This window comes from Pseudobacter ginsenosidimutans, from assembly GCF_007970185.1.
GTDB classification, from domain to species: domain Bacteria; phylum Bacteroidota; class Bacteroidia; order Chitinophagales; family Chitinophagaceae; genus Pseudobacter; species Pseudobacter ginsenosidimutans.
In genome coordinates, this window is the sequence record NZ_CP042431.1 from 2,974,456 (window position 1) to 2,999,704 (window position 25,249).

15 protein-coding genes and 1 tRNA gene are annotated in these 25,249 nt (G+C 46.8%); 11 read left to right on the forward strand and 5 right to left on the reverse strand.

Annotated features, from left to right (window positions below):
* Positions 1 to 44: 44 nt before the first annotated feature.
* The 3 genes from FSB84_RS12110 to FSB84_RS12120 all read right to left on the reverse strand — a co-directional run bounded on the left by FSB84_RS12110 (position 45) and on the right by FSB84_RS12120 (position 3,983).
* A complete protein-coding gene (locus FSB84_RS12110) occupies positions 45 to 1,340 on the reverse strand; it encodes an ABC transporter permease (protein WP_130541247.1) in 1,296 nt (431 codons plus the stop codon).
* A gap of 11 nt (positions 1,341 to 1,351) precedes the next feature.
* Positions 1,352 to 2,284, reverse strand: a complete 933-nt coding sequence (locus tag FSB84_RS12115) for an ABC transporter ATP-binding protein (protein WP_130541245.1) — start codon at positions 2,282 to 2,284, stop codon at positions 1,352 to 1,354.
* 115 nt (positions 2,285 to 2,399) lie between these two features.
* Positions 2,400 to 3,983: an NAD(P)/FAD-dependent oxidoreductase gene (locus tag FSB84_RS12120; protein ID WP_130541243.1), complete on the reverse strand. Its 1,584-nt coding sequence runs from the start codon at positions 3,981 to 3,983 to the stop codon at positions 2,400 to 2,402.
* Positions 3,984 to 4,238: 255 nt separating this feature from the next.
* On the opposite strand from FSB84_RS12120, the gene FSB84_RS12125 reads away from it, so the two are divergent.
* From FSB84_RS12125 to FSB84_RS12135, 3 genes are all read left to right on the forward strand, one after another.
* Positions 4,239 to 4,616: a hypothetical protein gene (locus FSB84_RS12125; RefSeq protein WP_130541241.1), complete on the forward strand. Its 378-nt coding sequence runs from the start codon at positions 4,239 to 4,241 to the stop codon at positions 4,614 to 4,616.
* Positions 4,617 to 4,896: 280 nt separating this feature from the next.
* Positions 4,897 to 6,330, forward strand: coding sequence for a chromosomal replication initiator protein DnaA (gene dnaA, locus FSB84_RS12130; RefSeq protein ID WP_130541239.1), 1,434 nt, complete (start codon positions 4,897 to 4,899; stop codon positions 6,328 to 6,330).
* A 147-nt stretch (positions 6,331 to 6,477) separates the two neighbouring features.
* Positions 6,478 to 6,568 (forward strand) — tRNA-Ser (locus FSB84_RS12135).
* 271 nt (positions 6,569 to 6,839) lie between these two features.
* On the opposite strand, the gene FSB84_RS12140 is transcribed toward FSB84_RS12135, so the two are convergent.
* Complete coding sequence (locus tag FSB84_RS12140) at positions 6,840 to 8,234, reverse strand: RagB/SusD family nutrient uptake outer membrane protein (protein ID WP_130541237.1); 1,395 nt, start codon at positions 8,232 to 8,234, stop codon at positions 6,840 to 6,842.
* Between the two features lie 14 nt (positions 8,235 to 8,248).
* Positions 8,249 to 11,221, reverse strand: a complete 2,973-nt coding sequence (locus FSB84_RS12145; RefSeq protein WP_130541236.1) for a SusC/RagA family TonB-linked outer membrane protein — start codon at positions 11,219 to 11,221, stop codon at positions 8,249 to 8,251.
* Between the two features lie 723 nt (positions 11,222 to 11,944).
* Between FSB84_RS12145 and FSB84_RS12155 the strand changes: the two genes are divergently transcribed.
* The 8 genes from FSB84_RS12155 to FSB84_RS12190 all read left to right on the forward strand — a co-directional run bounded on the left by FSB84_RS12155 (position 11,945) and on the right by FSB84_RS12190 (position 25,236).
* Positions 11,945 to 13,366: a PQQ-dependent sugar dehydrogenase gene (locus tag FSB84_RS12155; RefSeq protein WP_130541235.1), complete on the forward strand. Its 1,422-nt coding sequence runs from the start codon at positions 11,945 to 11,947 to the stop codon at positions 13,364 to 13,366.
* Positions 13,367 to 13,667: 301 nt separating this feature from the next.
* Positions 13,668 to 14,279 carry an RNA polymerase sigma-70 factor gene (locus FSB84_RS12160; RefSeq protein ID WP_158643871.1) on the forward strand — a complete coding sequence of 204 codons (612 nt, stop codon included), beginning with the start codon at positions 13,668 to 13,670 and terminating at the stop codon, positions 14,277 to 14,279.
* A 69-nt stretch (positions 14,280 to 14,348) separates the two neighbouring features.
* Positions 14,349 to 15,602, forward strand: a complete 1,254-nt coding sequence (locus tag FSB84_RS12165) for a FecR domain-containing protein (RefSeq protein ID WP_158643872.1) — start codon at positions 14,349 to 14,351, stop codon at positions 15,600 to 15,602.
* Positions 15,603 to 15,814: 212 nt separating this feature from the next.
* Positions 15,815 to 19,426 (forward strand): SusC/RagA family TonB-linked outer membrane protein, encoded by a 3,612-nt coding sequence (locus FSB84_RS12170; RefSeq protein WP_130541229.1) that lies wholly within the window; start codon positions 15,815 to 15,817, stop codon positions 19,424 to 19,426.
* A 19-nt stretch (positions 19,427 to 19,445) separates the two neighbouring features.
* Complete coding sequence (locus FSB84_RS31030; RefSeq protein ID WP_147122147.1) at positions 19,446 to 20,864, forward strand: RagB/SusD family nutrient uptake outer membrane protein; 1,419 nt, start codon at positions 19,446 to 19,448, stop codon at positions 20,862 to 20,864.
* 26 nt (positions 20,865 to 20,890) lie between these two features.
* A complete protein-coding gene (locus FSB84_RS12180; RefSeq protein WP_130541227.1) occupies positions 20,891 to 21,820 on the forward strand; it encodes a hypothetical protein in 930 nt (309 codons plus the stop codon).
* A gap of 137 nt (positions 21,821 to 21,957) precedes the next feature.
* Complete coding sequence (locus tag FSB84_RS12185; protein WP_130541225.1) at positions 21,958 to 22,887, forward strand: ABC transporter ATP-binding protein; 930 nt, start codon at positions 21,958 to 21,960, stop codon at positions 22,885 to 22,887.
* A gap of 21 nt (positions 22,888 to 22,908) precedes the next feature.
* Positions 22,909 to 25,236, forward strand: coding sequence for a Gldg family protein (locus tag FSB84_RS12190; RefSeq protein WP_130541224.1), 2,328 nt, complete (start codon positions 22,909 to 22,911; stop codon positions 25,234 to 25,236).
* Positions 25,237 to 25,249: the final 13 nt, after the last annotated feature.

A 25,249-nucleotide genomic window follows, 5' to 3' on the forward strand; every position in this document is an offset into this window, starting at 1 on the left:
GTGCATCTTTCGATACACCCTTTGAAACTTATTGTGATACGTAATCAGTTACTTCTGAAAGCCCATTTCCACATTTCTTTCCAGGTAACTTTTTTACCGTAGAGGAGGATGCCTGTGCGGTAGATCTTTCCTGCCAGCCAGGTGGTGCCGAGGAAACCGAGTACCAGCAGGACCATACTGGTGATCAATTCCCAGACTGCCACGCCATCGGGGATGCCATGTGCCACGCGTGCCATCATTACAACCGGTGAAGTGAGCGGGAACAGGCTGCCGAATACGGCGAGGCTGCTGGTAGGATCATTCACCGCTTTCATGGCGATTACGATCGCGAAGATGATGGGCAATGTGATTGGCAGCATCAGGCTTTGTGCATCCTGTGGATCCTCATTCACGGCACTGCCAACAGCAGCGAAGAGAGATGAGTACAAAAGATAGCCGCCCAGGAAATAGAAAAGGAAACAAGGCAGGAGCAGGGGCAGCATTTCTTTCACCTGGTCAAGGAAAGTAGCCGCTCCACCCTGAGGCATTTGTTGGGCAACATCTGCCATCTGACTGGCCGCCGGGGTGTTTACACCCATCACGAGTGTTACTATCAGGTTCATCGTAACACCCAGAACGATCCATATAAGGAACTGTACCAATCCTACTGCACCGATGCCAAAGATCTTACCCATCATTAGTTGTATTGGCTTCACGCTGCTCACGATCACTTCTGCAATGCGGTTCACTTTTTCTTCCATCACACCACGCATTACCATGGTACCGTAAATGAAGAGTACGATATAGATCAGGAAGCCGGAGATCATGCCTACTGCATAGGCAACTCCGGATTTATCCTGTTTCTTATCGCTTTCAAGTTTATTGATATCGAGGATGGCATCACGTTGCGCACTATCGAGTTGTGCTTTTGAAACGTAAGCCAGCATTTTGTGTTCCTTTATCGTGTTGTTGATCCTCTTTTCCACTTTTTCCCTGGTGATCAGTCCGAGGGACTTTGCAGTTCTGATACGGATGGAATCAGTAGCAGAGTTGAATTGTTCAGGAATGTACATGTAGGCATTGAAGCTGCCTGACTGCACACTGTCGCCCAGTTGATTTTCCTTCAGAGAATTCTGAAATGTGAAGCTGATATCTCCGTCGTTTTTCAGTTTTCCTTCAAAGACGTTAGATCGGTCAGACACCAGCACCTTTACAGAATCTCCTCCTTTAACAGAGAACCAGATGATGGCGGCATAGAATCCTGCAAACAGCAGGGGTAATAATATCGTTGTCAGCAGGAAGGTCTTTTTACGAACCCTGCTGGTAAATTCTCTCTGTGCAATGATCCAGGTTTTGTTCATGGTCAGTTGTTTTAAGCGTTGATCGATTCAAATTGACGGGCAGTGGGCGTTCCTTCCACCAGCCTGATAAAGATCTCGTTGAGCGATGGCAGTATTTCCTGGAAAGCGGTTATACCTGTGGGTTGGTCCAGGAAAAATTGCAGCACATCATTGGGTCTGCGGCCTTCGTGGATCTTCACTACCAGTTCATGCTGATTTTGTTCGATCACTTCAAATACATCTGATATGATTGATTTCGGATTTTCTTCAAAGCTGATACGGAAGAGATGTTCCTTGAACTGTTGTTTCACCTGTTTTACGGTGCCATCCAGGATCTTTTGTCCTTTGTTCACAAGAATGATATGATCGCAAATCTCTTCCACCTGTTCCATCCGGTGGGTACTGAAGATGATGCTGGCGCCGTTTTTGGCCAGGCGGTAGATCTCGTCCTTGATGAGGTTGGCATTCACAGGATCGAGTCCGGAGAAGGGCTCATCGAGGATAATGAGTTTCGGTTCATGGAGAACGGTAGTAACAAACTGCAGCTTCTGGCTCATCCCTTTACTGAGGTCTTCCACTTTTTTATTCCACCAGCTCTGCATATCGAAGCGGATGAACCATTCTTTCACTTTCTCTGTGGCAGCGGCCTTGCTCATTCCTTTGAGTTGAGCGAGATACACAGCCTGTTCACCGATCTTCATCTTTTTATACAAACCACGTTCTTCCGGCATATAGCCTGTGAGAAGAATATCAGTCTGTGTGTTGAAAGGTTTTCCGTTGAACAGGATCTCACCCTCGTCTGGGTAGAAGATGCCGGTGATCATTCTGATGAGGGTGGTTTTGCCGGCTCCGTTGGGGCCCAGCAGTCCGAATATGCTACCGGGCGCCAGTGAGAAACTGATATCGTCCACTGCTTTCTGGGTAGCATAATACTTCCTGAGGTTTTTGACTTCAAGGATGTTCATGAATAATGCTTTGGTGAAGTTGAAAAAATAGGGGTTACGTCCCCGGAGGGGTAAAGCAACCACTCTTTAGTAGCATAAAAGTTAAAATTATTACAAACGGTTCCAAATAAACCTTTCATGAAGGCTGCAGAATGGCATGGATGGCAGCGGCTACGCGCTCACCGTCCATTGCGGCGCTGACGATGCCTCCGGCATATCCCGCGCCTTCAGCACAGGGGTAAAGATTGGTGATCTGTGGATGCTGCAGGGTTTCTGCATCGCGTGGGATCCGCACCGGGCTTGATGTCCGGCTTTCGGTGGCTACCACCAGGGCCTCATTGGTGAAGTAACCGCGGGCGCCATGACGGCCTGGCATCTTTTTACCAAATTCTTTAAATGCCTGTTTGAGGGAATGATGAACGAAGCCTGGGAGCACATCTTTCAGGGAAGCGGCGTGAAGGCCCGGCAGGTAGGAGCAGTCGGGCAGTGTAGAAGAGACTTTTCCTTCCACAAAATCGACCATCCTTTGCGCGGGCGCAACCAGTTTTCCGCCACCAGCGTTCCATGCTTTTTGTTCCACGGCTTGCTGGAAATGCATGGCGGCAAGTGCTCCATATTTATTATACGAACCGAGGTCAGACAATTCCACGGATACCACCATTCCTGAATTGGCGTAAGGATTATTTCTTTTGGAGGGAGACCACCCATTTACCACCAGTTCGCCTTCGGCAGTGGCAGCAGGAGCGATGATACCGCCCGGGCACATACAGAAAGAAAAAACACCACGTTTATCTACCTGTTGCACCAGACTATATGAAGCAGGCGGCAGGAATTCTCCACGCGAAGGACAATGATATTGCAGTTGATCGATGAGTTGTTGCGGATGTTCTATGCGCACACCGAGTGCAAATGGTTTTGCTTCAATCAGTATCTTACTATCGTGCAGGAGTTGAAAGATGTCGCGGGCGGAATGTCCGGTTGCCAGGATCACTGCATCGCCGTGGAACATATCTCCTCTGGCAGTAGTAACAGCTTTGATGATCCCATCTTTTATTTGCAGGCCTGTCACTTTTTGTTCGAAGAGGAATTGGCCTCCGCAATCGATGATGGCTTCGCGTATTGCGGTGATGATCTGTGGCAGTTTGTTGGTGCCAACGTGAGGGTGTGCTTCGTACAATATCTTTTCATCTGCGCCGAACTGAACCAGCAGTTGAAGGATGCGGTTGACATCGCCGCGTTTGTTACTTCTCGTGTACAGTTTTCCATCACTGTAGGTGCCTGCGCCACCTTCTCCGAAGCAATAATTGCTTTCCGGGTTCACGATCCCTTCTTTGTTCATTTGTGCAAGATCTCTTCTTCTTGCCCTCACATCTTTTCCTCTTTCAAGTATGATGGGTTGAATACCAAGTTCGATAAGTTTCACTGCAGCAAACAATCCTGCTGGTCCGGCGCCAATGATCACCACTTTATTGGCAGAAGCAGATACATTGCGTAATGGAATGGTAGCCGGTGTTGCAGGGTGGAAGGGTTCATTCACGAATACATTGATGGTAAGCTGTATCCATGTTTGCTTTCCACGCGCGTCAATAGAGCGTTTGCGGATTTGGTAGCCTGTGAAGGCATTGGATTGTATACCGAGATGACTGGCAGCATATTGCTGCACGATGTTTGCATTGGCTGCTTCAGATGGTAGCAGTCTGAGTGTAAATGTTTGTTGCATGGTGTCAGGTAGTTAACCTAAAAGACCTTTAATGAATATGGGTATTATTGTACCCGAAGCTGCAAAAGTAGTGAATGAGGGCGACAAAAAAACGCAAACACATCATGACGAAAATAATGTCTGTTGTGCAGATTTCTTGACAAATTATATTGAAAAAGTAGAAGTACGATTGTTCTTTTTCTTTCAGGATGGAGAAGCTTTTAAGGTATAACATTTTTCCATTTAGTGCCTGGAAAAAAGGGAAAAAATTTTTCCGTGGCGGGTCAAAAAAAAGAGGGGGAAATTGGAGTTCGTTTCAAATTATTTGTATCTTCAATGACATCAGTCATCAGTTATTTTTTTATGAAGAAATGTGCCTTCAGATATGAAACGCCTGGTAATTTCTTCATCCAGATTTTCTGCAAAACCACTTGCGAAAAAGATTCCGTTCAGTGGGAGCAAGATATCCGGCCGGAACAGAAGTATGTAAAGAATGTTTCGCGGTGTTTGCTTAACTATCTCTGCTACCTTACAACAACGAGTGAAGATGCTTCGGTTCAATCAGATCGTATCAAACGGTTTTTGGCGATGGGTGCTGGAATCTTTTCCACATCCTTTTTGATTGTTGACAAAACTTTTTCTGTAAAACAGTGATTAAAATTCCGGCTGATCAGTTATTGCTGATCAGCAGACTACATCTGTGTTTATACGAAAAGTAAAGATTAATCTACTGTAGATAAACAATGTAGTAATTCCTAAAAAAACAAGTGAATAAAAAATTTTTTTATCCACAGGAAATTTAGATATTCGCACCCCTGCTCAAGTTTTTTTTGATGAATTAAATCAGAGAAAGTCTGAAATCCTGTGAAGAATTTTTGCGGTTGGCATGATTAAGGCATATTCCTAACTCAACATAAAAACTGCTTGTAGAATAATGGCAAAATCTTTTGACAAAGTTTGGAGCAATTGTTTGGAAATTATCAAGGACATAGTTGAGTGGCAACATTTCAAAACATGGTTTGAACCTATCAAGCCGGTTGAGTTAAAAGAAAACATTTTGGTAATCCAGGTACCCAGTCAGTTCTTTTATGAATACCTGGAGGAACATTATGTGAATTTGTTGGCAAAGACTTTGCGTAGAGTGCTTGGGAAAGAGGCCAGGCTGGAGTACCGGATCATGGTTGATAGTGGTAACCATTCCAACAAACCATTGACGATGGATGTTCCTACACATGGTTACAAAACATTTTCCAGTAATGAAATGGACTTTCCACTCATCATACACAATCCGGTAAAGAATCCGTTCGTCATTCCGGGATTGAAGAAAATGCAGATCGATCCGCAGCTCAATCCTATATATACGTTCGAGAACTTTATTGAAGGCGATTGCAACCGTGTTGCCCGTCGTGCCGGTAAAACGGTAGCGGAGAAACCAGGAGCCAGCTCCTTCAATCCGCTGGTGATCTATGGTGGTGTAGGATTGGGTAAGACTCACCTGGCGCAGGCCATCGGTAATGAAACAAAAAGACTTCAACCTAATAAGGTAGTATTATATGTAAGCTCGGAGAAGTTCATCAACCAGTTCCAGGACCATAGCCGGAACAATGCGATCAACGACTTCATCCATTTCTACCAGCTGATAGATGTGCTCATCATCGATGATGTACAGTTCTTCAACCGTGCAGAGAAAAGCCAGGATGCTTTCTTCGCTATCTTCAATCACCTCCACCAGAGCGGCAAACAACTGATCCTGACATCAGACAAACCGCCGAAAGACCTGGAAGGTGTACAGGAGCGACTGCTGAGCCGCTTCCGCTGGGGCCTCAGTGCAGACCTGCAGGTGCCGGATTACGAGACCCGCATCGAGATCCTGGAGCGCAAGATGAAGAACGACGGTCTTGAAATGCCTCGCGAGGTGGTAAAATACCTGGCCTATAACGTGAACAACAACGTCCGCGAACTCGAGGGCGCTTTGATCTCATTATTGGCACAATCTTCGCTGAATAAGCGGGAAATTGACCTCGATTTGGCAAAAAGAGTACTCCGTAATTTCGTGAAAACCAGCAGCAAAGAAATTACCATCGAGACGATCCAAAAGATGGTATGTGAGTATTTTGATGTGCCGTATGATAAGCTGTTGCAGAAAACCCGGAAACGGGAGATTGTTCAGGCCCGTCAGATCACTATGTACCTGGCGAAGGCATTTACCAAGAATTCATTGAAAACCATCGGTGAACATTTTGGTGGAAGGGACCATACTACGGTTATCCATTCCTGCCAGACTGTAAAAGACCTGATGGACACAGATAGTACCTTCCGCGAAAGCGTGATGGAGTTGCAACAGAAAGTGCAACTGGCTGCCATGTAAATCTGATAAGATATTTGTTATATAATAAATCCCGCTCTGATCAGCGGGATTTGTTTTTTATAATGCTGAGAATAAAAAGATTAATTGAGTTTGGAAATTGAAATTTTCCGCTTATTTTTGCCGTCCATTAAGCGGAATGCTTATTACGGTGAGGTGCCTGAGTGGCCGAAAGGGCCGGTTTGCTAAACCGTTGTACGAGCTTAAACTTGTACCGAGGGTTCGAATCCCTCCCTCACCGCAAAAAAAGGTTCATAAAACGAAAGTTTTGTGAGCCTTTTTAGTTTTACAAAATTCTCAAATACGCTTCAGGTTGAAGAGGATGGATCAAGGATCAAGTTGAAAAATTTAGGGTCTATTCTTTCGCCCAAAAAATCCAATAAGAAATACTTGATGCAAAGTTTCAGCGTATTGCCAAATAGTAATTATTCAATCCCTGCAACCTAAACAAAAGAAGGGTGCCATTTGACACCCTTCTTTTAGCATGCTATAAAATTGATCTTATTACCTCATCAGTTACAAGGATATTTTGAATCCCAATCCACTTCAGACAACAATCGGGGGAACTCAGTCCAAACCTGGTGTTCTGCATTGTCTTTAGGTAATGTACTCAACCGGTCATAGCGGCGCATATCGAACCAGCGATGTCCTTCCATGAACAGTCCATAGCGGCGTTGGTTCAGCAGTTCATCCAATACGGCATCTGATGTTACGGCACCTGCATAATCATTCAGTCCGGCTGCATCCCTTACGATATTCAGAATACGCACTGCTTCATCCAGATCGTTGGACTGCATGGCTGCTTCCGCTTTCATCAGCAACAACTCTTCATTACGGATGATGCCTACCGGCGAAGAAATTGTTTCAAACATCTGCACTTCATAAGGCATTAGTGGAAATCCTGTTGGAGCCAGCGGATTAGTTCTTTGTTTCACTTTTGCTGTACCATCTTTTTTGTTTCTGGGTAAACCAAACACACGTTTATCACCAGCTTCAGCCTCAGGTACAAAATTAACCTGCACCAGTGTGGTTACATTGGTAGCGTTTTCATTTTGAAAAAATGGATTGGTAGCATCATTGGCTGTTGTAGAATAGGTGAATTTCGGGCCTGCATCCATAGAACCAGTCTCATTGATGAAAGACTCGTTCAATGCACTACTCAAGGCTGCCCAGTCTTTCTGGTACATCGCAACACGGGCAGCTACAGCACGGTTGAATTTTCCGAATTTTTCCGGAGTTTCAAACCCCGCCCACCCTGCGGTCATAGGAAATGGAAAGGTATTGCTTCCTGTTTTCAACGCCGCATTACCATCTTCCACTAATTGTTTAATATAGGCCAATGATTGCTCATAAGTGCTGAAACAACCTGGCTTCAGCATATCGCCGGGCACACGGAGATCAGTGAAGGAAGTACGGATACCCTTGGAGTAAGCCATGTTTGCAGCATTGAGCATAACGTAGGCCTGTACGGTTTTTACAAATCCTTTCACTGCAAGTTTTTCAGCATCGGAAAGTGCAGAGGACTTCTCTGCAGATTGGTGAAGGATTTCGGCACGGCGGCGGGTTTGACTGGCAGCGCTGTACCAGCCCATCATCAAACCACCCGGATCGATGGGTTTGCTGCCCTGAAGTTCTTCATGGAAGCGGCTTTCTGTGGAAGCATAATAAACAACTTCTCTGCCAATACAGCCGCTCCAGGTATAATTTGCAGAAAGACCGTTGCGCATTACAGACTGAACTCCAACTCCAAGCTGATTGATCTGTTCTTTGGTAGCATTGTTCAATACGGTTTCAACAGCCGGATAATTCGGGTCGGTAACCAGTTCAGTTTTGGTACAACCTTTCAACAGCAAGCCTGCTGCAAAAAGTGTTGCCAGTGATATGCTGATTTTATTCTTTATTCTCATGATAGCAATAGTGTTTAGAATTCAAAATTTAAGTGGAAGAAGAATCGGCGTACAGCTGGGTGTGGTGCCAGGTCAACGCCGGTGGATAAAGCGCCGCCTGCGTTGCTGGTATTGAAGTTGGAAGCTTCGGGATCATACCCATAGTAATCAGTGATCAGGAGCAGATTAGATCCTGAGATACCTACACGAACGCGCTCAGGTCCTTTTTTCAAAATACTCTTCAGCGCAGATTCGGGAATAGTATAATAAAGAGATGCTTCTCTCAGGCGAATGAAGCTGGCATCAAAAATAAAGTTACTGATTACCTCTGCCTGTCTTTCCCTGCCAATTACATCCTCTTTTCCTGGCTGGCTGTAGTCATGTGTAGTACCACCTTCATCTTTCAGCAATTTGGTAAGCGAGGCATTATGTCCACCCTGGCTGGTATGCCAGAACATGCCGAACTCGAATCCTTTTCCAAATCGCACTGTGTTTCCCCAGCTCATCTGGAATTTCGGTTGTGACTCTTTGTAAGGAACAAGCACATTGTTTTCATCAGGACCATACCACAGAGTAGGAGATTGACCCTGCACCAGGCGTTTCCTTCCATAATTACCAAACCCTGAACTACCAACAAATGCAGGCGGAACATCCAGGCGGGTAATAAGCGATTTGTTAAACCACCATTGAATGTTGGTAGACCATTCGATATCTTTCTTCCTGATGATAGCAGCATTGAGACCCAATTCAACACCTTTGTTTTCCATATCTCCCACTGGGAAAACTGAAAGGCTGCTAACACCTGTTCCTGCGGACAGTGTGAAGGGGAAAAGGAAGTCCTGGATCTTCTTTTTATAATAGGTGGCTTCCAGCACAACACGGTTATCAAAAAGACCCAGATCAACACCGAACTCCAGCTCGGTTGCCCTTTCAGGTTCCAGGCGGCTCAGTCCAAGGGTTACCGGTGCAGCCACACCCAGCTGTCCACCGTAGTTTATCGGAGACATGCGTGAATAAGCTCCGTTGAAAGTGGGGAATCCGGAAGTTTGTCCATATGCGATACGCGGCTTCAACATCGTTACAGGAGCCACATTCCAGAATGCAAAATTGGTGAGATTAACAGCCAGTGAAGCTCTGGGGAAATAAAACCATTTGTCGAAATTCAAACCTGCCAATGTGGATTTATCGGCACGTACACCTACACGGCCGATCACTTTATCGTCCCAGTTGATATCCTGGCTGAGGTCAAGCGCTACTACCGCTTCTTTTTCTACCAGGCTTTCAGTAGTCACACGCTGACCTGTGCTGGGGTTACGTTGACCACCGAGCAATCCATCACCCTGGATCCAGGAAATATCACGACGCTGATCATCACGTAATACCACAGCGCTGGTAGTGAGATCGATATTCTTTCCAACATTCACATTATATGCCAATGATGTTTGGAGATAAGTATAAAATATTTTGTTGAGTGAGTAACGTGTGGCTCCTTTCAAACTATTGCCAGACTGGAACTGCATGTCTTCCGGCATATATGCCCTTGGCTCGGAGAGAATAAAATCGATACCGCTTCTGAGTCCGAGCTTCAGGGAAGATCTTTCCTTACGCAGCAGCCATACGTTCATTTCACCTGAATACAGGAAACGGTTGGTCCTTTCCTTATTCTCTGCCCTGTCTACCACTTCGAAAGGATTTTGACCGGTATTGGGAGACTCAGGATACTTTCCATCTGCCGTTTTGTTCAGGTTAATGAAATTAGGAATATGGGCAATGGAATAAGCCAGCGCCACACCATTGTTGTCATTACCGGCAAAGCCGCGGCTGGTATTGGTGTTCAGGTAATTGGTACTTAGTTTCAGATCGATGAAATCAGTAAGCTTATGGTCCAGGTTGAGGCGGATACTGTGACGTTTGTATCCTGTATGTTTCTGGATGCCTGTTTCACTTTGCAGTGATCCGGCAATGAGGAACCTGGTTTTATCAGTTCCGCCGGATACAGTGGCATTGGTATTACTGATTAAGCCTGTATTACCCCAGATCAGTTTTTCATAGTCCCAGGTTTGTCCGTTGGCGGCACGGAACAATTCCAGTGTTCTATCCTTACTCAACGCATAACTTCCGTTGTCCGCATCAAAGTTGTTGATCTTTTCCTCAGTCCAGTTTTCTGAGCCCAGCAAATGCAGTGCACGCGCCATACCCAGATCCTGGGAAACGTTGATCCTCGTCTTACCTGATTTACCGCGGCGGGTAGTGATCACAATCACACCGCCATTGGCGCGTGTTCCATAGGCTGCTGCAGCTGAAGGACCTTTCAGGATATCGATTGATTCGATATCACCGGGATTGATATCCGAGATCCTGTTGGGGGCCTGGTCTTCAGATCCCGCATTTGAGCCTACCGCACCGCTGAACGAATTCGTCCCTGCGCCAGAAGGCAACTGGCTGTTGTTTACGATGATCCCATCGATCACATATAACGGTTCTGAAGAACCGATAACTGTAGATACGCCACGAAGACGGATAGACATACCTCCACCCGGAGCACCCGTATTGGCTGCAATAACAGCTCCTGATACTTTACCGTTCATGGCGGCATCCAATGTGGGAGGACGTGTGCTACCTGTAAGTTCTTTGGCACTCAGTCTGGTAACAGCATTTGCTGCGTTACTTCTTTTGATACCGCCTGCCAGTCCGGTAACTACCACCTCACTTAAGTTGATGGCTTCTTCCGACAAAATAATGGTGAGGTCCGCAGCAGCAGCAACGGTGCGTGTGGTAAAGCCTACGTAAGAAACTGTAAGCTTGTCTTTTGATGCTACTGTGAGAGTGAAAGTTCCGTTAGAGGAGGTCTGAATGGAATTTCCGGCTTTATTGGTTACCGTAGCGCCGGAGAGCGGTAAACCATTTTTGTCTGTTACTTTGCCCGTGATTGCTTCCTGGGCAAACGAAAGGAATGGGAATAGGAGGGCCAGCAGGAGCAGGCTGACCCCTCGAGTCAATTTCATCATGTGTTAATTGTTTGGCTTTAATAATATAAACCGCATAATTAACAATTAGTTTCTGCTCTGATTCTATACGTGATGACGAACTAAACAAATAGCATTCTGAATTATAGTAGTATCTACTTGTATTCCCGGCTAAAAACACCGGAAATGATAATAGCCCTTCTGAATGTACAATTTCCATATGTTATGTCAAATGAAAAGCGCCTGTGAGCGCCGGCCTGACAAAATTTGGCACCGTCATCCGGTTTGGTTGCTCGATGGAAATCCTCTTGTCGGCTAGAGCAAATTAAAAGATTGCATACATCTCCTGTTCTGGAGCGGACAGTCAATAAGAATATCGTTAAACGGAAAGATGAGCTGTAAAGATTATTCTGGCAACGGAACTCCCAATAAAAAATGCTGAAAGATTTGATATCACGATCTAACGGTATACTATACCTGCTTTTAAGTTATCCTGCATACTACAGCACTGGAATTTCCTGCATATCCTCTGTGTAACTCTCTCCACAATATTTTTTTTCAACAGCAACAACCAACCTTCCCAAAGCCTCGTAACTCCTTCGGTCTCCCATTCATTTCTTCCCGGGTACCCATCCTGCCTGCCCCCCGTTCCCGTACCACGAACCTCCATTGTACTATCAATTACAATTCCGTACTGCATTGCAGGAATTAATCACTTGTATGAAATATACAGTTCTCATTTATTAAACAATTAAAACCAACTTTATGAACAAGAATTGTATGCAGGCTTTGCGGAGCAGAACGCCTCTGTTCTCCATCATCACTGGTTTATGTTTTCTTTTGTTATTACAGGCTTGTAAGAAAGGAGACCATATGCCGGGCAAGGAGATCGATCTGAAACTCATCGCAGACAACCTGATTTCTCCGCTTGGGGCGATGTCTGCACCTGATCAGAGTAAGCGCCTGTTTGTGATCGATCAGATCGGTAAAGTTTGGATCATCGATAAGAATAACCAAATGCTGCCGGTTCCGCTGATCGATCTCAGCAGCAAAATGGTAACACTGAATCCCAATTATGATGAACGCGGCTTACTGGGGCTGGCATTCCATCCCGGTTTCAAAAGCAATGGGAAATTCTATGTGTATTATAACCTGCCGCCCCGCAGTGGCGGACCCGCACCTGGCGCCAACTGGAATAATCTCAGCCGTGTTTCGGAATTCAAAATCGCAGCAGCAAATCCCAATATGGCGGATATGAATTCAGAAAAGATCCTGCTTGACCTGGATGATCCGCAAGGCAACCACAACGGTGGCACCATCGCATTCGGACCTGATGGCTATCTGTACATCGCCATCGGTGATGGCGGTGGCGCCAATGATACACCCGTCGGACATGCAGACGATTGGTATCCCGTAAATGCAGGCGGTAACGGGCAGGACAATGAAGCTAATCTCTTCGGCAATATCCTTCGCATAGACGTCAACAGCGGTTCGCCATATGGCATCCCGCAAGACAATCCCTTCGTGAACAAACCAGGCAGAGATGAGATCTATGCTTTCGGTTTCCGCAATCCTTTCCGTTGTTCCTTCGATATGGGCGGCTCTCATGGGTTGTATGCAGGTGATGCCGGACAAGTGTTGTATGAGGAGATCAACCTGGTAAAAAAAGGCGGCAACTACGGATGGAATGTGAGAGAAGGAAGGCATTGTTTCAATGCAGCCAACAATAAAGAAGAATTGCCATCCTGCCCGCTGGTAGACAATATGGGTATGCCGCTCATCGATCCTGTGATCGAATTGAACAACTGGCAAAACCCCAAAGGCGGAAAAGCAACTACCATTATCGGAGGCAATGTCTATCGTGGGCACGATATTTCCGGCTTGTATGGCAATTATATTTTTGGCACTTTCTCACAAGGTCCGGGTACGCCCAATGGAGAGTTATTTATTGCCAGACCTTCTTTCTCCGGCAACTGGGATTATTCAGAACTGGTGCTGAAGAACCGTCCGGATGATATCGGATATTATCTCAAAGGATTTGGTCAGGACAATATGGGCGAAATGTACCTCACTGTATCCAGTATGGCCGGGCCTTCAGGAAATACTGGAAAAGTATACAAGCTGGTTGAAGTCAAAAAGAATGGCAAACCTGATAAAGATGATGATATCAAAAAAGGAGATTACTGATCCATAACATAATATTACGATCATTGGCCGCATCGGTTACTGGTGCGGCCAATACCTGCTTCAATGCCTGATCCGGGTCAACTGTAAATTCAATCCATTGGAAATATTTCTATTACCTGCGGGTCCTGTTCTAATGCCAGACTATCAAACGCTGTTGCAGCATACTTTCTTCCATTCTGATCAATGAACAAAACTACTTCCAGGAACATTGGTTGCAAGAAATTCCTTTCCCCATTTGCACTTTTATCCCCCCTTTAAACCCTTTTCATTTTTATCTTTTTACATTTGTTCCCACCATACTTTGGAAACCAGCTACTCATCATACCAGGAAATTGAACTCATCGAAGCTTTCCGCGCCGGCAATGAACAAGCCTTCACGGAGGTCTACAAGCGCCTGTACAAGCGGGTTTACCTCTTCGCCAGCAAATACGTAACCCAACCCGCCGACGCCCAGGACCTTACCGCAGAAACCTTCGTTCAGCTCTGGAACAGACGTTCTGATTTCCATAATTTAGACGGCATCGCTGCCTTCCTCCACGTCACCGTACGCAATAAATGCTTCAACCTCCTCAAACACCAGAACATGAAGGAGGACAAAAAAGAAGAATTGCTTCAGCTCTTGAACGAACAAAACACTGAAGACTTCTACCTTGAGCGCGTACAGTCCGAACTCCTGCACCGCATCTACGCCGAAGTAGACAAGCTTCCGCCGCGCATGCGGGAAATATTCCTCTTATCCTATCGGGAAGGACTTAAACCAGCCGAGATCGCAGCAAAACTGCAGCTCCGCGTCCAGACCGTCACCAATCAACGGGTAAGCGCTGTCAGGCTTCTCCAGCAGGCCCTTCGCCAGGATCCGCTGGCAATCATCCTGCTGGTAATGCTTACAGAAGGCCCCGGACTCTTATCCTGAAAAAAAAATTCAAAAAAACTTAATGATCGGATGGTTGGTTTTGATCATCCGGTTGTAGAATATAATAGTATGACAACTGTTGACCAGATAGCAGACATATTGCTCAGGCATCTTCAGGGAACTTTATCCGATGCAGAACAGGAACAGCTCCGGCAATGGCTGTCTGTTTCTGCGCAACGCCGTCATTTCTTTGCGCAGCTGGATGATGAAGAAAAACTGCGTGAACAATTGCTGCTTTTCATTCCGGAAACAGAAGCAGCAACAGAAGACGCCATCTTCGCAAAGATCAATGCTATCAGGCATCAGGAAGAAGAAGCAAAAGTTATCCCCCTCCGGAAACGAGGCTGGATACGCTATGCAGCGGCTGCCGTAATATTAGTAGGAGGCGTGAGCTATTTCTGGATCACCGGCAGCAAAGATCAGCCTTCACAACCCAAGCCTGCACTCGCCAAAACCGAGATCCTGCCTGGCACCACCGGCGCAGTGCTCACACTGGCAGATGGAAGACAGGTAATACTCGACAGCGCAGGCAATGGCCTCATCGCCACCGAAAGCGGAACAGCAGTAGTATTGGAAAACGGAAAACTCCTTTATGGCGCCAATGATGAAGGAACGGGTAAAACATCTTTCAATACCATGACCACGCCCAAAGGAAGACAATTCCAACTAATCCTTCCCGACGGCACCAAAGTCTGGCTCAATGCCAACAGCTCTATCCGCTACCCGGTTGAATTTGCCGGCCATGAACGCAAAGTATACATAGCAGGCGAAGCATATTTTGAAGTGGCAAAAGATATGCGCAGACCATTTTTTGTAAATGTGAACAATATTGCAGACGTTGAAGTACTCGGCACAGAGTTCAACGTGAACGCCTACGATAATGAAAAACTGATCCGCACCACGCTCATCAATGGCAGCGTACGCGTTGCAGCCCTTGAAACAGAACCCCGTACCGACGGGCGTTTGAACGAACTGATCCTAAAACCCGGACAAGAGGCCCAGGTAGCAAACATAACAGCTGCTCAAAAGCAACGACAAGGTAAGAATCCCATTTCTTTATCCGATGAAGTGGATATCGAAAAAGTCACCGCCTGGAAAAATGGATTCTTCAATTTCGAGAATGCGGACATAGGTGAAGTGATGAGACAGCTCGAACGCTGGTACGATATAGAAGTTGTATACGAGAATAGTGTACCTGATATAGATTTTGTGGGAGAGATCGGCAGGAATTTCCCGCTCAAAGATGTCCTCGATTTCCTGCAACGGGCGGAAGTTTCTTTCCGTCTGGAAGAAGGCAGAAGACTGGTGGTGCTCAATAAATAAGAACCTTACCCATATTCGAATAGTTCATCCCCGATTGAATAAAAAAACCGCCACGGGTGCGACCGTGACGGCAATGATTTCAGTCGGTCATAAATGGCTTTGCATTCACATTTACTAACAACCAAACCACTTTGCAATTTATGCAAAAAAACTGCTATTGGCTACCGGACCGGTTCAAAGAAATCCGGCGGCGCACAAAAACCATGCTGGTTATGAGATTGACTACTTTGTTACTGACTGCGGCCATCTTACAGGCCAACGCTTCAGGTCTCGCCCAAACCGTGACTGTTTCAGGGAAGAACATCCCCCTGAAAAAACTCTTTTCCACCATCAAACAGCAGACAGGCTATGTGATCTTCAGCAATGCCATTGCATTCAAAGATGCACATGGATTCACGCTTTCCGTACGTGATATGCCGCTGCGAACATTGCTGGATTCTATCAGCAATGATCTGAATCTCACGTACGTGATCAAAGAAAAGACCATCGTACTGAGCCGCAAAACAACAAGCCCTGTAACTGTTGATCCGGTGATAGCATCGGCTTTCGCACCACCTGCAAAAGTTTCAGGCGTAGTTCGCACTTCCGAGGGAGAACCACTTGGCGGCGCTTCCATCTCACTGAAAGGTCAGACCGTAGGTAAAGTAACTTCCGCCAAAGGTGAATTCAGCCTGAGCTCCCTTCCGGAAAATGCAGTGCTGATCGTGAGCATGCTGGGCTACGAACCACTGGAGATCAGCATCCGCAAACTTAATGACGGATACACTGCTGTTATTACCAGCGCAGGCCCCAATAAAGGTTCTATCAAAGTAAGCTCGGGTAATAATGTAACCATCGATATCACATTGATGTCGAGAGAAACCAAAATGAATGATGTGGTGGTAACAGGTTACATGACCATCGACAAAAACAAATATGTAGGCGCTGTAACTACCGTTGATCCGGACAAGATCAAAGTGGCAGGTGAAACAAGTATCGACCAGATGCTACAGGGACATGTGCCCGGTATGCTGGTGACGATGTCTTCCGGCCAGGTTGGTTCCACTCCAAAGATCAGGGTGCGCGGTACTTCCACCATCCTGGGAAACCAGGAACCACTCTGGGTAGTGGATGGTGTGATCCAGCGCGACCCGCTTCCCATGCCCAATGGCAGCGGCTCACTCGCCGGTGATATGGGTGAGCTCAGGCTCATCGCTTCCAACGCCATCTCATGGCTCAATCCCAACGACATTGAATCCATCACGGTATTGAAAGATGCCTCCGCTACTGCTATCTATGGTTCTCAGGCTGCCAATGGTGTGATCGTACTCACTACCAAAAAGCCAAAACCCGGACAGATGGCCGTGAACTACACCGGCAGCTATACTGTTGGTCAGCGTCCCCGCTATTCCATGTATGATCTCATGAACTCACAGGAACTGATGCAGTTCTCCAAAGAAGTATATGAAGCCCGCGACAGCTACACCTACGAAGTACTGCCGATCGGTTATGGCGGCCTGATCCAGAAACTCCAAAACAAAGAGATCGATCAGGCTACTCTTGAAAGGGAATACAGGAAAATGGAAACGATGAATACAGACTGGTTCGATCTCCTGTTCCGTAATGCTTTCAGCCAGAACCACAGTATCAGCATCTCAGGTGGTACGGAAAAACTGAGCAACAGAACATCCTTCAACGTACAACAACAGAAAGGCGAAGCTATCGGTAACGACCTGCTCACCTTCTCCGCCACATCCAATACCACTGCACGTTTCAACGATCGTCTTACCGTCAACTTCCTGTTGAACGGAACAGTTCGTGAAGCCGACGGTTTTGCATACGGAGTAGATCCTTTCGAATATGCATACAACACCTCACGCACCATTCCCATGTACAATGATGATGGTACACTTGCCTATCATTACAAAAGAGGGAACAGCAGTAATTCATTCCCCAGCAAATTCTTCTATAATTACAATATCCAGAATGAGCTGAACAACACAAATAATAACAACAGTACAAAATCATTATCATCCACCGTTGATGCAAGATTGAAGATCACGAAAGACCTGCAATACCAGGGGCTCTTCTCTTACAATATCGCAGCTACGGATGTGAAGTCTTATGCAACTGAGCTTTCCAATTATATCACACAGTTCAGGGGCTACGAATTCGGTTCAGTGCTGAGCAATTCTCCGCAGGAACTGGCCAGTGCACTGCCTTTCGGAGGTCTGGTACAATTGCAGTCGAGCACCAACAGGGGTTATACATTACGTAACAGCCTTGTGTACAACAAGGTGTTCAATGATAAGCACGCAGTAACTGCGCAGCTTGGAACCGAAGCCAGGTCTACCATTACAGAAGGAAGTATGAATACGCGTTATGGCTACCTGCGCTATCGCGGAGAGCAATTCGCTCCTGTTCCTTTGGTAGTTGTTTCCAATGGCAACGGTACTGCAACCCCTCTGCATGAAGCTATGCGCCAGAATTCTTCCATCGTGAATACAGAGCTCAATTACCTGAGTGAATATTTTTCCGGTGTGTATGCTTATGACCAGCGCTATATCTTCAATGTGAATGCGCGCCTGGATGCCAGTAACCGTTTTGGCCAGGATAAGAACAAACGCTTCCAGCCAACCTGGTCTATCGGCGGTAAATGGAGGATCGGCAACGAGCCTTTCCTCAGTGGACTCCACTGGCTCAACAGCTTCGATCTGTCTGCTTCTTATGGCTACCAGGGTAATACCGTGGAAGCCGTAAGCCCATACCTCATCGCTACTGATGGAGGCCTGAGCAGTCTCTTCAAACAATACACGCTCTCCATCAAGTCACTTCCTTACCTGGAACTGGGATGGGAGAAAACGAAGTCCTGGAACTTCGGTCTCGATTTCTCTTTCCTCAGCGGCAGGCTGAACGCCACTTTCAACTACTACAAGAAGATCAGTAATGTACTTGCCTCCAGGGAAGTGCCTGTTGAGAATGGTATGAACTCTGCAACTGTATTCGGTTCTGAAATGGAAAACAAAGGTTATGACCTCATCGTGAATGTGGTGCCGGTGCGTACCAAAGATTTCACCTGGCAGTTCTCTGTAAATACCGGATTGGCCAGGAACACACTCAAGGAAAACCAGCGTATCAATACCAGGGCTGATTTTCTCAATGGTCAGGCCATCGTGAATGGACAATCATATTCCACTTTCTATTCCTATTCATACAAAGGATTGAATCATTCTACCGGAAGACCGGAGTTCAATAATATGGACATCAAGCTTACTGCCAACGATCTGGACTACCTGGTGAAGAGTGGTAAACTGGAGCCGGATTTCAGCGGAGGCTTCAACACTTCTGTTCGATACAAGAGCTTTTCATTCAGTGCACAGTTTGCTATGGCATTCGGAGCTCAAAAGCGTTTACCGGTTTTCTATAACAACAGTGGTGCGCCAACTCCAGAGCAGAATGTACCGAGATTGCTGAACGATCGCTGGAAACAGCCGGGTGACGAAGCTTACACCAATATCCCTTCAGTGCCTGCAGGTAATCCGAACCGGATCAATATCAACCTTCCCACCATTGTTCCTTTTGGCATTTCTCCTTACGAGATGTACAATAATTCTGACCTGCGTGTAGCAGATGTTGATTTCATCCGTTGCCGTCAGATCTCCCTGGCATATGATCTGCCGCAGACCCTGGTGAAGAAGATTCGCTCCAAACGTATGAATGTCGGTTTCAGTTTGGCTAACCCCTTCCTCGTATCATTCGATGATAAATGGAATGGATACGATCCTGAAACCGGAGGCTGGCCTGCAAGGAGGACTGCATCATTGTCTATTAATATGTCGCTCTAAACATTAATGTTTGATCACAATGAAAAAGAAATTATTCTATATAACCGCCATCATGGGAGCAACTCTCTTCGGAAGTTGTTCCAAATTCCTCGAAGAGAAATCGCAGAGCGAAGTGATCCCGAAAACAACTGTGGACTTCAGGGAGCTGCTAATGGGCTCTGGATATTATCCTTCCCAGGAACCTGCCGCATTTCTTTACTTCATGGATGATGATGTTGAGTTCAACTCAACCTTCGATAACGGATCGGCAGTAGGAAGCTCCACGGCAAAAATGTATTATCCTGCTTTTTCCTGGCAGCCGTTCTTTGTTGATTATAATGGATTGGGCGATCCTGTGGCTCAGGATCCCGGCACTACAGGATATGCTACCTACTACGCCTGGATCAAAGGCTGTAATGCAGTGCTCGATTATATCGATGATGCCATCGGTACACAGGCGGAACGCGATCGTGTGAAAGCGGAAGCCCTGGCCGTACGTGCGCTTTACTACTGGCGTCTCGTTAACCTCTACGGAGATCCATACAATTCAAATCCTAACGGACTGGCCGTTCCGCTGAAGCTAACTTCCACTATCGAGGAAGTACCCACGAAGCGCGCCACTGTTAAAGAAGTGTACGATGTGATCGTGCGAGATCTGAGAGAAGCAACCAGGCTGATGGACCCGATGCCGGTTGTTCGCACGGATTATCATATCAATCAGCCGGCCATTCATATCCTGCTCTCCCGTGTATATCTTTTCATGGAGAACTGGGAAGGATCTGTGGCTGAGGCAGACAAAGCTTTCGAACAGGGAAGCCGTCTCTGGGATATGACGCAGCTCACTGCCGCTTACCTTCACAATTATTCCAATCCGGAAGTGGAGTGGCTGTATGGTGGCAGTACACAGCCTGATCAATCCACTTATATCCCCTCCAATCATTTGCTGGGCATGTTCGATGAAAATGATGCACGCCGCAAATATGGATTTGGATTGAGTAACCAGAATGTGAATTACGTATTGGTATCCAAACTTGCTACAGGCGTTGATCTCAGGCAGAGCATCCGCACTTCCGAAGCCGTCCTTAACAGAGCTGAGGCAAATGTTCAGCTGAATCAACTGACCCCGGCTATGAATGATCTCAATGCATTGCGCAGGTATCGCATTCCCAACTATGCAGATGAGAATATTACAGACAAAGCACAGTTGCTGCAGGCTATCCGGGATGAGCGCAGAAAGGAATTCTGTTATGAGCTGTTCCGCTGGTTCGATCTCCGACGCTACGGAATGCCTTCCATTTCCCATGTTTACAAAGCTGAGCCAGGTCAACCGGACCAGACCTACGTTTTGAAAGAGAAGGATCCTATGTACGTATTGCCTTTCCCGAACAGCCTGCTGATCCGTAACCCGGCACTGGAACAGAATCCTTCCGCTAAAATGGGCGAAAGGCCAGGCAATTGATTTACTAACGCTTAACATTATTCGAAATGAAAAATATATTCATAGCCGGATCACTTGCAGCCTTGCTTTTCGCTTCCTGCAAAAAGGATAAAGCGATCGGTCCGCCTGTAGAAATTAAACCGGATTATGCACTGCCCCAGGGCAATGCATCCACAACAGACAATAACAGGATCCAACAGCTCTTCAATAATTACGGATCCTATTTCCTGTACGTGTACACGCAGAAGGATTTCGAATGGACGCAGGCCACCAGCACCGGTAACTCAAGGATCGATACAGCTGTGCTCGCCAATCCGCAGTATGCAGGCCAGATGCTCGACTTCCTGGATGATGTATGGCTGAAGTTCCTGCCCGATGCATTCAAAAAGAAGGGCGGCATCCCTTATCGTGTATTCCTGGCCGATAGTATCCGTCAATACAGGACAGGCTATCCGCCGGGCATGGAATATCTCTACTCAGATATCAAGGTATCGGGTAAAGCCATCGGGTTTGCAGGAATGAATTCCGGACTGTCTGTTATGACGCCGGCACAGAAGCTGACCAAAAAGAACGCTATTACTGCAGCCGTTTGGAATTATTATCTCGGTAATAATATCCTGGAGATCCCTGCTGCCTTTTACAATGTGAGCAACTATACGGCAGCGGCGCCCACAACCCCGCTGAATGCACTGAATCCCGCCAACGTAGAGGCTTACCGTCAGAAGGGATTCCTGCCCAACTCTTACAATACAGTAACGCAGGCTCCTTTCGAGTGGCATAATGGCGCTTACTCCTGGACCAACGCGAAATCGAATGATCTCAGCTCATTCATTTTCAACCTGACTCAGCGTACGGATGCACAGATGGCGCCTTATCTCACTTATCCGCTGATCAAACAGAAGTGGGATATCCTCGTGAATCATTTTCAGACAAAATATGGTATCGATGTGCGTGCTATAGGCAACGCTACCTACTAATATCAACTATCAACTGTTCCTCCGCATGGCGGGGGAACAGTTCCCAAAACTTTATTGCATAGTGAGGATCATCACTAAAAAAATTGTAAGCGAAAGCTTACCCAGGCATCTTTTTCCCAAAATCTAAAGTTGAATGAATGGAAAATCCCATTGTTAAAGTAGAAAACCTGAGTCACCGCTATACTGCGCAGTGGGCCATCAGGGATATAAATTTCGAGATCCGCGATAAAGGCGTTGTTGGCCTGCTGGGATCCAATGGCGCAGGGAAGTCTACCACCATGAATATCATCTGCGGAGTGCTCAAGCAAACCAAAGGCGAAGTGTTCATCAATGGCATCAATCTGAAGGATAAACCGGTGGAGGCTAAACGAAATATCGGTTTCATGCCTCAGAAACTCCCGCTGCACCTGGATTTTACAGTGGAAGAATACCTCACTTACTGTGCCGATCTCCGTATGATCGATAAGCACAAGGTAAAGGAGATGGTAGGCGCTGCGGCAGAAAGATGCGGTGTGGCGCATTTCCGCGGCAGACTCCTTCGCAATCTCTCCGGCGGTTATCAGCAGCGTGTAGGCATTGCCCAGGCCATTGTGCACAATCCAAAATTTGTGGTGCTGGATGAACCCACCAACGGCCTCGATCCCAACCAGATCCTGGAAGTGCGAAACCTCATCAAGGAGATCTCGCAGGACAGATCTGTTTTGCTTTCCACGCATATCCTCACTGAAGTACAGGCAACCTGCCAGGATATCAAAATGATCGAAGAAGGCAAGATCGTATTTGCCGGCACCATCGAAATGTTCGACAACTACATCGAACCGAATTCGCTTATCCTTAGTCTGGATACACCACCATTGCAGGATGAGCTCATGAAACTCGAAGGTGTTAAATCTGTGGAGCAGATGGCTTCTTACAAATTCAGACTGGGCTATGATGGCGATAAACGTACTGCCCAGAAGATCGCGGCAGCCAGCGTGAACAACGGCTGGGGCCTCATGGAAATGATGATCGAAAAAAGTTCACTCGATGCTGTGTTCGCCAGCCTGTCCAAGAAAAATCCAAATTAGAAAACTGATAAAAAGAAATAAATGAGACGGATTTTAAAGATCGCGAAAGCGGAATTGTTCACCCTGTTCTATTCACCCATTGCCTGGATGATCCTGATCGTGTTTGCATTCCAGACTGGGATGACATTTGCTGAACTGCTGCAGGGCGTAGTACGCCAGAAGGATACCGGCTTCGGGAACTCATTCATCACTGCCGGCCTCTTTGGCGGACAGTTCGGTCTTCTCAATAAGGTGCAGGAATACCTTTACCTCTATATGCCACTGCTCACCATGGGCCTCATGAGCCGCGAGCTCAGCAGCGGCTCCATCAAACTGCTTTATTCCTCACCTGTTACCAGCACGCAGATCATCCTCGGCAAATTCAAAGCCATGATGGGTTTCAGTCTCATCCTGATGATCCCCTTGTTCATCTATACCATCATCAGTGGTGTAGTGGTAGAGAAATTCGACCTGCCCAGCGCCATCTCCGGATTGCTTGGCATCTACCTGCTGATGTGCGCTTACTCCGCCATCGGACTCTTCATGAGCTCACTCACTTCTTACCAGGTGGTGGCAGCGCTCGGTACACTGGTTGTACTGGCTGCATTAAGCTATATGAACAAGGTTTGGCAGGATATCGCTTTCGTACGCGATCTCACTTACTGGCTGAGCATTTCAGGTCGTACAACAGAAATGATCAATGGTCTCATCAACAGCGAAGATGTACTTTACTTCTTCATTGTGGTAAGCATGTTCCTGATGCTGAGCATCCTCAAATTGCAGGCCAACCGCACACATGCTTCCTTCTCCGTAGTATGGGGCAAATACTGCGGCGTAGTGCTGGCAACGGTTCTACTCGGATACGTTACGTCAAGGCCAGTGCTGATGGGCTACTACGATACAACAGCCACCAAACGCAATACACTTACGCCGAAAAGCCAGGATGTGATGAGCAAACTCGAAGGAGGACTTACCATCACTACCTACGTGAACCTGCTGGACCGCGAATATTATCACGCCATCCCCAGCAAAGTGAACGAAGACCTCGAGCGATTCAAACAGTATATACGCTTCAAGCCTGAAACAAAAATGAAGTATGTATACTACTATGATAAGCCAAGCAACAATCCATGGGTAGACAATCGCTTCCCTAAAATGACACTGGCCGAGCAAGCCAAAGGCGTAGCTGATATGCGCGATCTCAACGTGGATATCTTCATGCCTCCTGCAGAACTGAAGAAGACGATCGATCTCACCGATGAAGGCAACACATTCGTGCGCCTCGTGGAAAGGGAGAATGGTCAGAAAGCATGGCTCCGTATCTATGACGACTTCATGAAGTTCCCCACCGAAGCGGAAGTGACTTCCGTATTCAAACGCATGGTGATGAAACTGCCGCGGGTCGGATTCCTGGCCGGACATGGAGAGCGCATCATCACTGGTGAAAAGATCAAAGATTATTCACTCTTCGCTTCCGCCAAAACTTTCCGCTATGCCCTCACCAACCAGGGCTGTGATGTGGAAACCCTCGATCTCAGCGGTAACAATGATATCCCGAAAGAAATGGATGTGATTGTACTGGCCGATCTTAAGACAAGTCTTGATTCCGCACAGCAACGCAAGCTGGATGAGTATATCGCCAAAGGGGGCAACCTCATCATCGCAACGGAGCCCGGTAATACTGTGATGGATTCACTCATGTCGCAATTCGGTGTGGGTACTATGCAGGGACAGCTGGTGCAGCCTAAAGAAGAAGTGCTGGCCAATATCGTACTCACCAGGCCAACCACTGAAGGCATCGCTCTCAATGAGCATTTCAAATTCCTCAACGAAAGAAGGTTATTCGTGGGTATGACGGGCGCAGCCAGCCTGGTACAAACTGCCGATAAGGGATTCAAGGTGGAGCCCATCCTCCGTACGGATTCCATCAAGCTCTATGCAGTGCCCGATACTTTCGCAACCTGGAATGAAAAAGAGACCATCGATTTCATGAACGATTCACCTCGTGTGAACAATGCAATAGGTGAAGTAGTGAAACAGCATATTACTGCAATGGCTGCGTCCAGGAAAGTGGGAGCCAAGGAGCAGCGAGTTATCATCCTCGGAGATGCAGACTGCATCAGCAACGGAGGCATGCGTCCGCAGACAAGAAGGTTCCAGACTTCCAACTTCACGCTCATTCCCGGAATGTTCAACTGGTTGTCTTACGGCAATGTTCCTGTGGATGTGAGCAGGCCGCCTTCTCCTGATAATGATATCGATCTTACAAAGAACGGCGCCAAGCGGATCAAGTATTCATTGATGTGGGTGATCCCGGGTATTGTTCTGGCGGCCAGCACCATCCTGCTGATCAGAAGAAAAAGGAAATAATTAAAAACGAAGT

Excerpts from the sequence above, each read along its gene's own strand:
- FSB84_RS12140 (WP_130541237.1), bottom strand. The coding sequence starts at position 8,234 with ATGAGAATAAAGAATAAAATCAGCATATCACTGGCAACACTTTTTGCA.
- FSB84_RS12180 (WP_130541227.1), top strand. The coding sequence starts at position 20,891 with ATGAAAAATATATTCATAGCCGGATCACTTGCAGCCTTGCTTTTCGCT.
- FSB84_RS12190 (WP_130541224.1), top strand. The coding sequence starts at position 22,909 with ATGAGACGGATTTTAAAGATCGCGAAAGCGGAATTGTTCACCCTGTTC.
- FSB84_RS12185 (WP_130541225.1), top strand. The coding sequence starts at position 21,958 with ATGGAAAATCCCATTGTTAAAGTAGAAAACCTGAGTCACCGCTATACT.
- FSB84_RS12145 (WP_130541236.1), bottom strand. The coding sequence starts at position 11,221 with ATGATGAAATTGACTCGAGGGGTCAGCCTGCTCCTGCTGGCCCTCCTA.
- dnaA (WP_130541239.1), top strand. The coding sequence starts at position 4,897 with ATGGCAAAATCTTTTGACAAAGTTTGGAGCAATTGTTTGGAAATTATC.
- FSB84_RS31030 (WP_147122147.1), top strand. The coding sequence starts at position 19,446 with ATGAAAAAGAAATTATTCTATATAACCGCCATCATGGGAGCAACTCTC.
- FSB84_RS12120 (WP_130541243.1), bottom strand. The coding sequence starts at position 3,983 with ATGCAACAAACATTTACACTCAGACTGCTACCATCTGAAGCAGCCAAT.
- FSB84_RS12165 (WP_158643872.1), top strand. The coding sequence starts at position 14,349 with ATGACAACTGTTGACCAGATAGCAGACATATTGCTCAGGCATCTTCAG.
- FSB84_RS12110 (WP_130541247.1), bottom strand. The coding sequence starts at position 1,340 with ATGAACAAAACCTGGATCATTGCACAGAGAGAATTTACCAGCAGGGTT.
- FSB84_RS12155 (WP_130541235.1), top strand. The coding sequence starts at position 11,945 with ATGAACAAGAATTGTATGCAGGCTTTGCGGAGCAGAACGCCTCTGTTC.
- FSB84_RS12170 (WP_130541229.1), top strand. The coding sequence starts at position 15,815 with ATGAGATTGACTACTTTGTTACTGACTGCGGCCATCTTACAGGCCAAC.
- FSB84_RS12115 (WP_130541245.1), bottom strand. The coding sequence starts at position 2,284 with ATGAACATCCTTGAAGTCAAAAACCTCAGGAAGTATTATGCTACCCAG.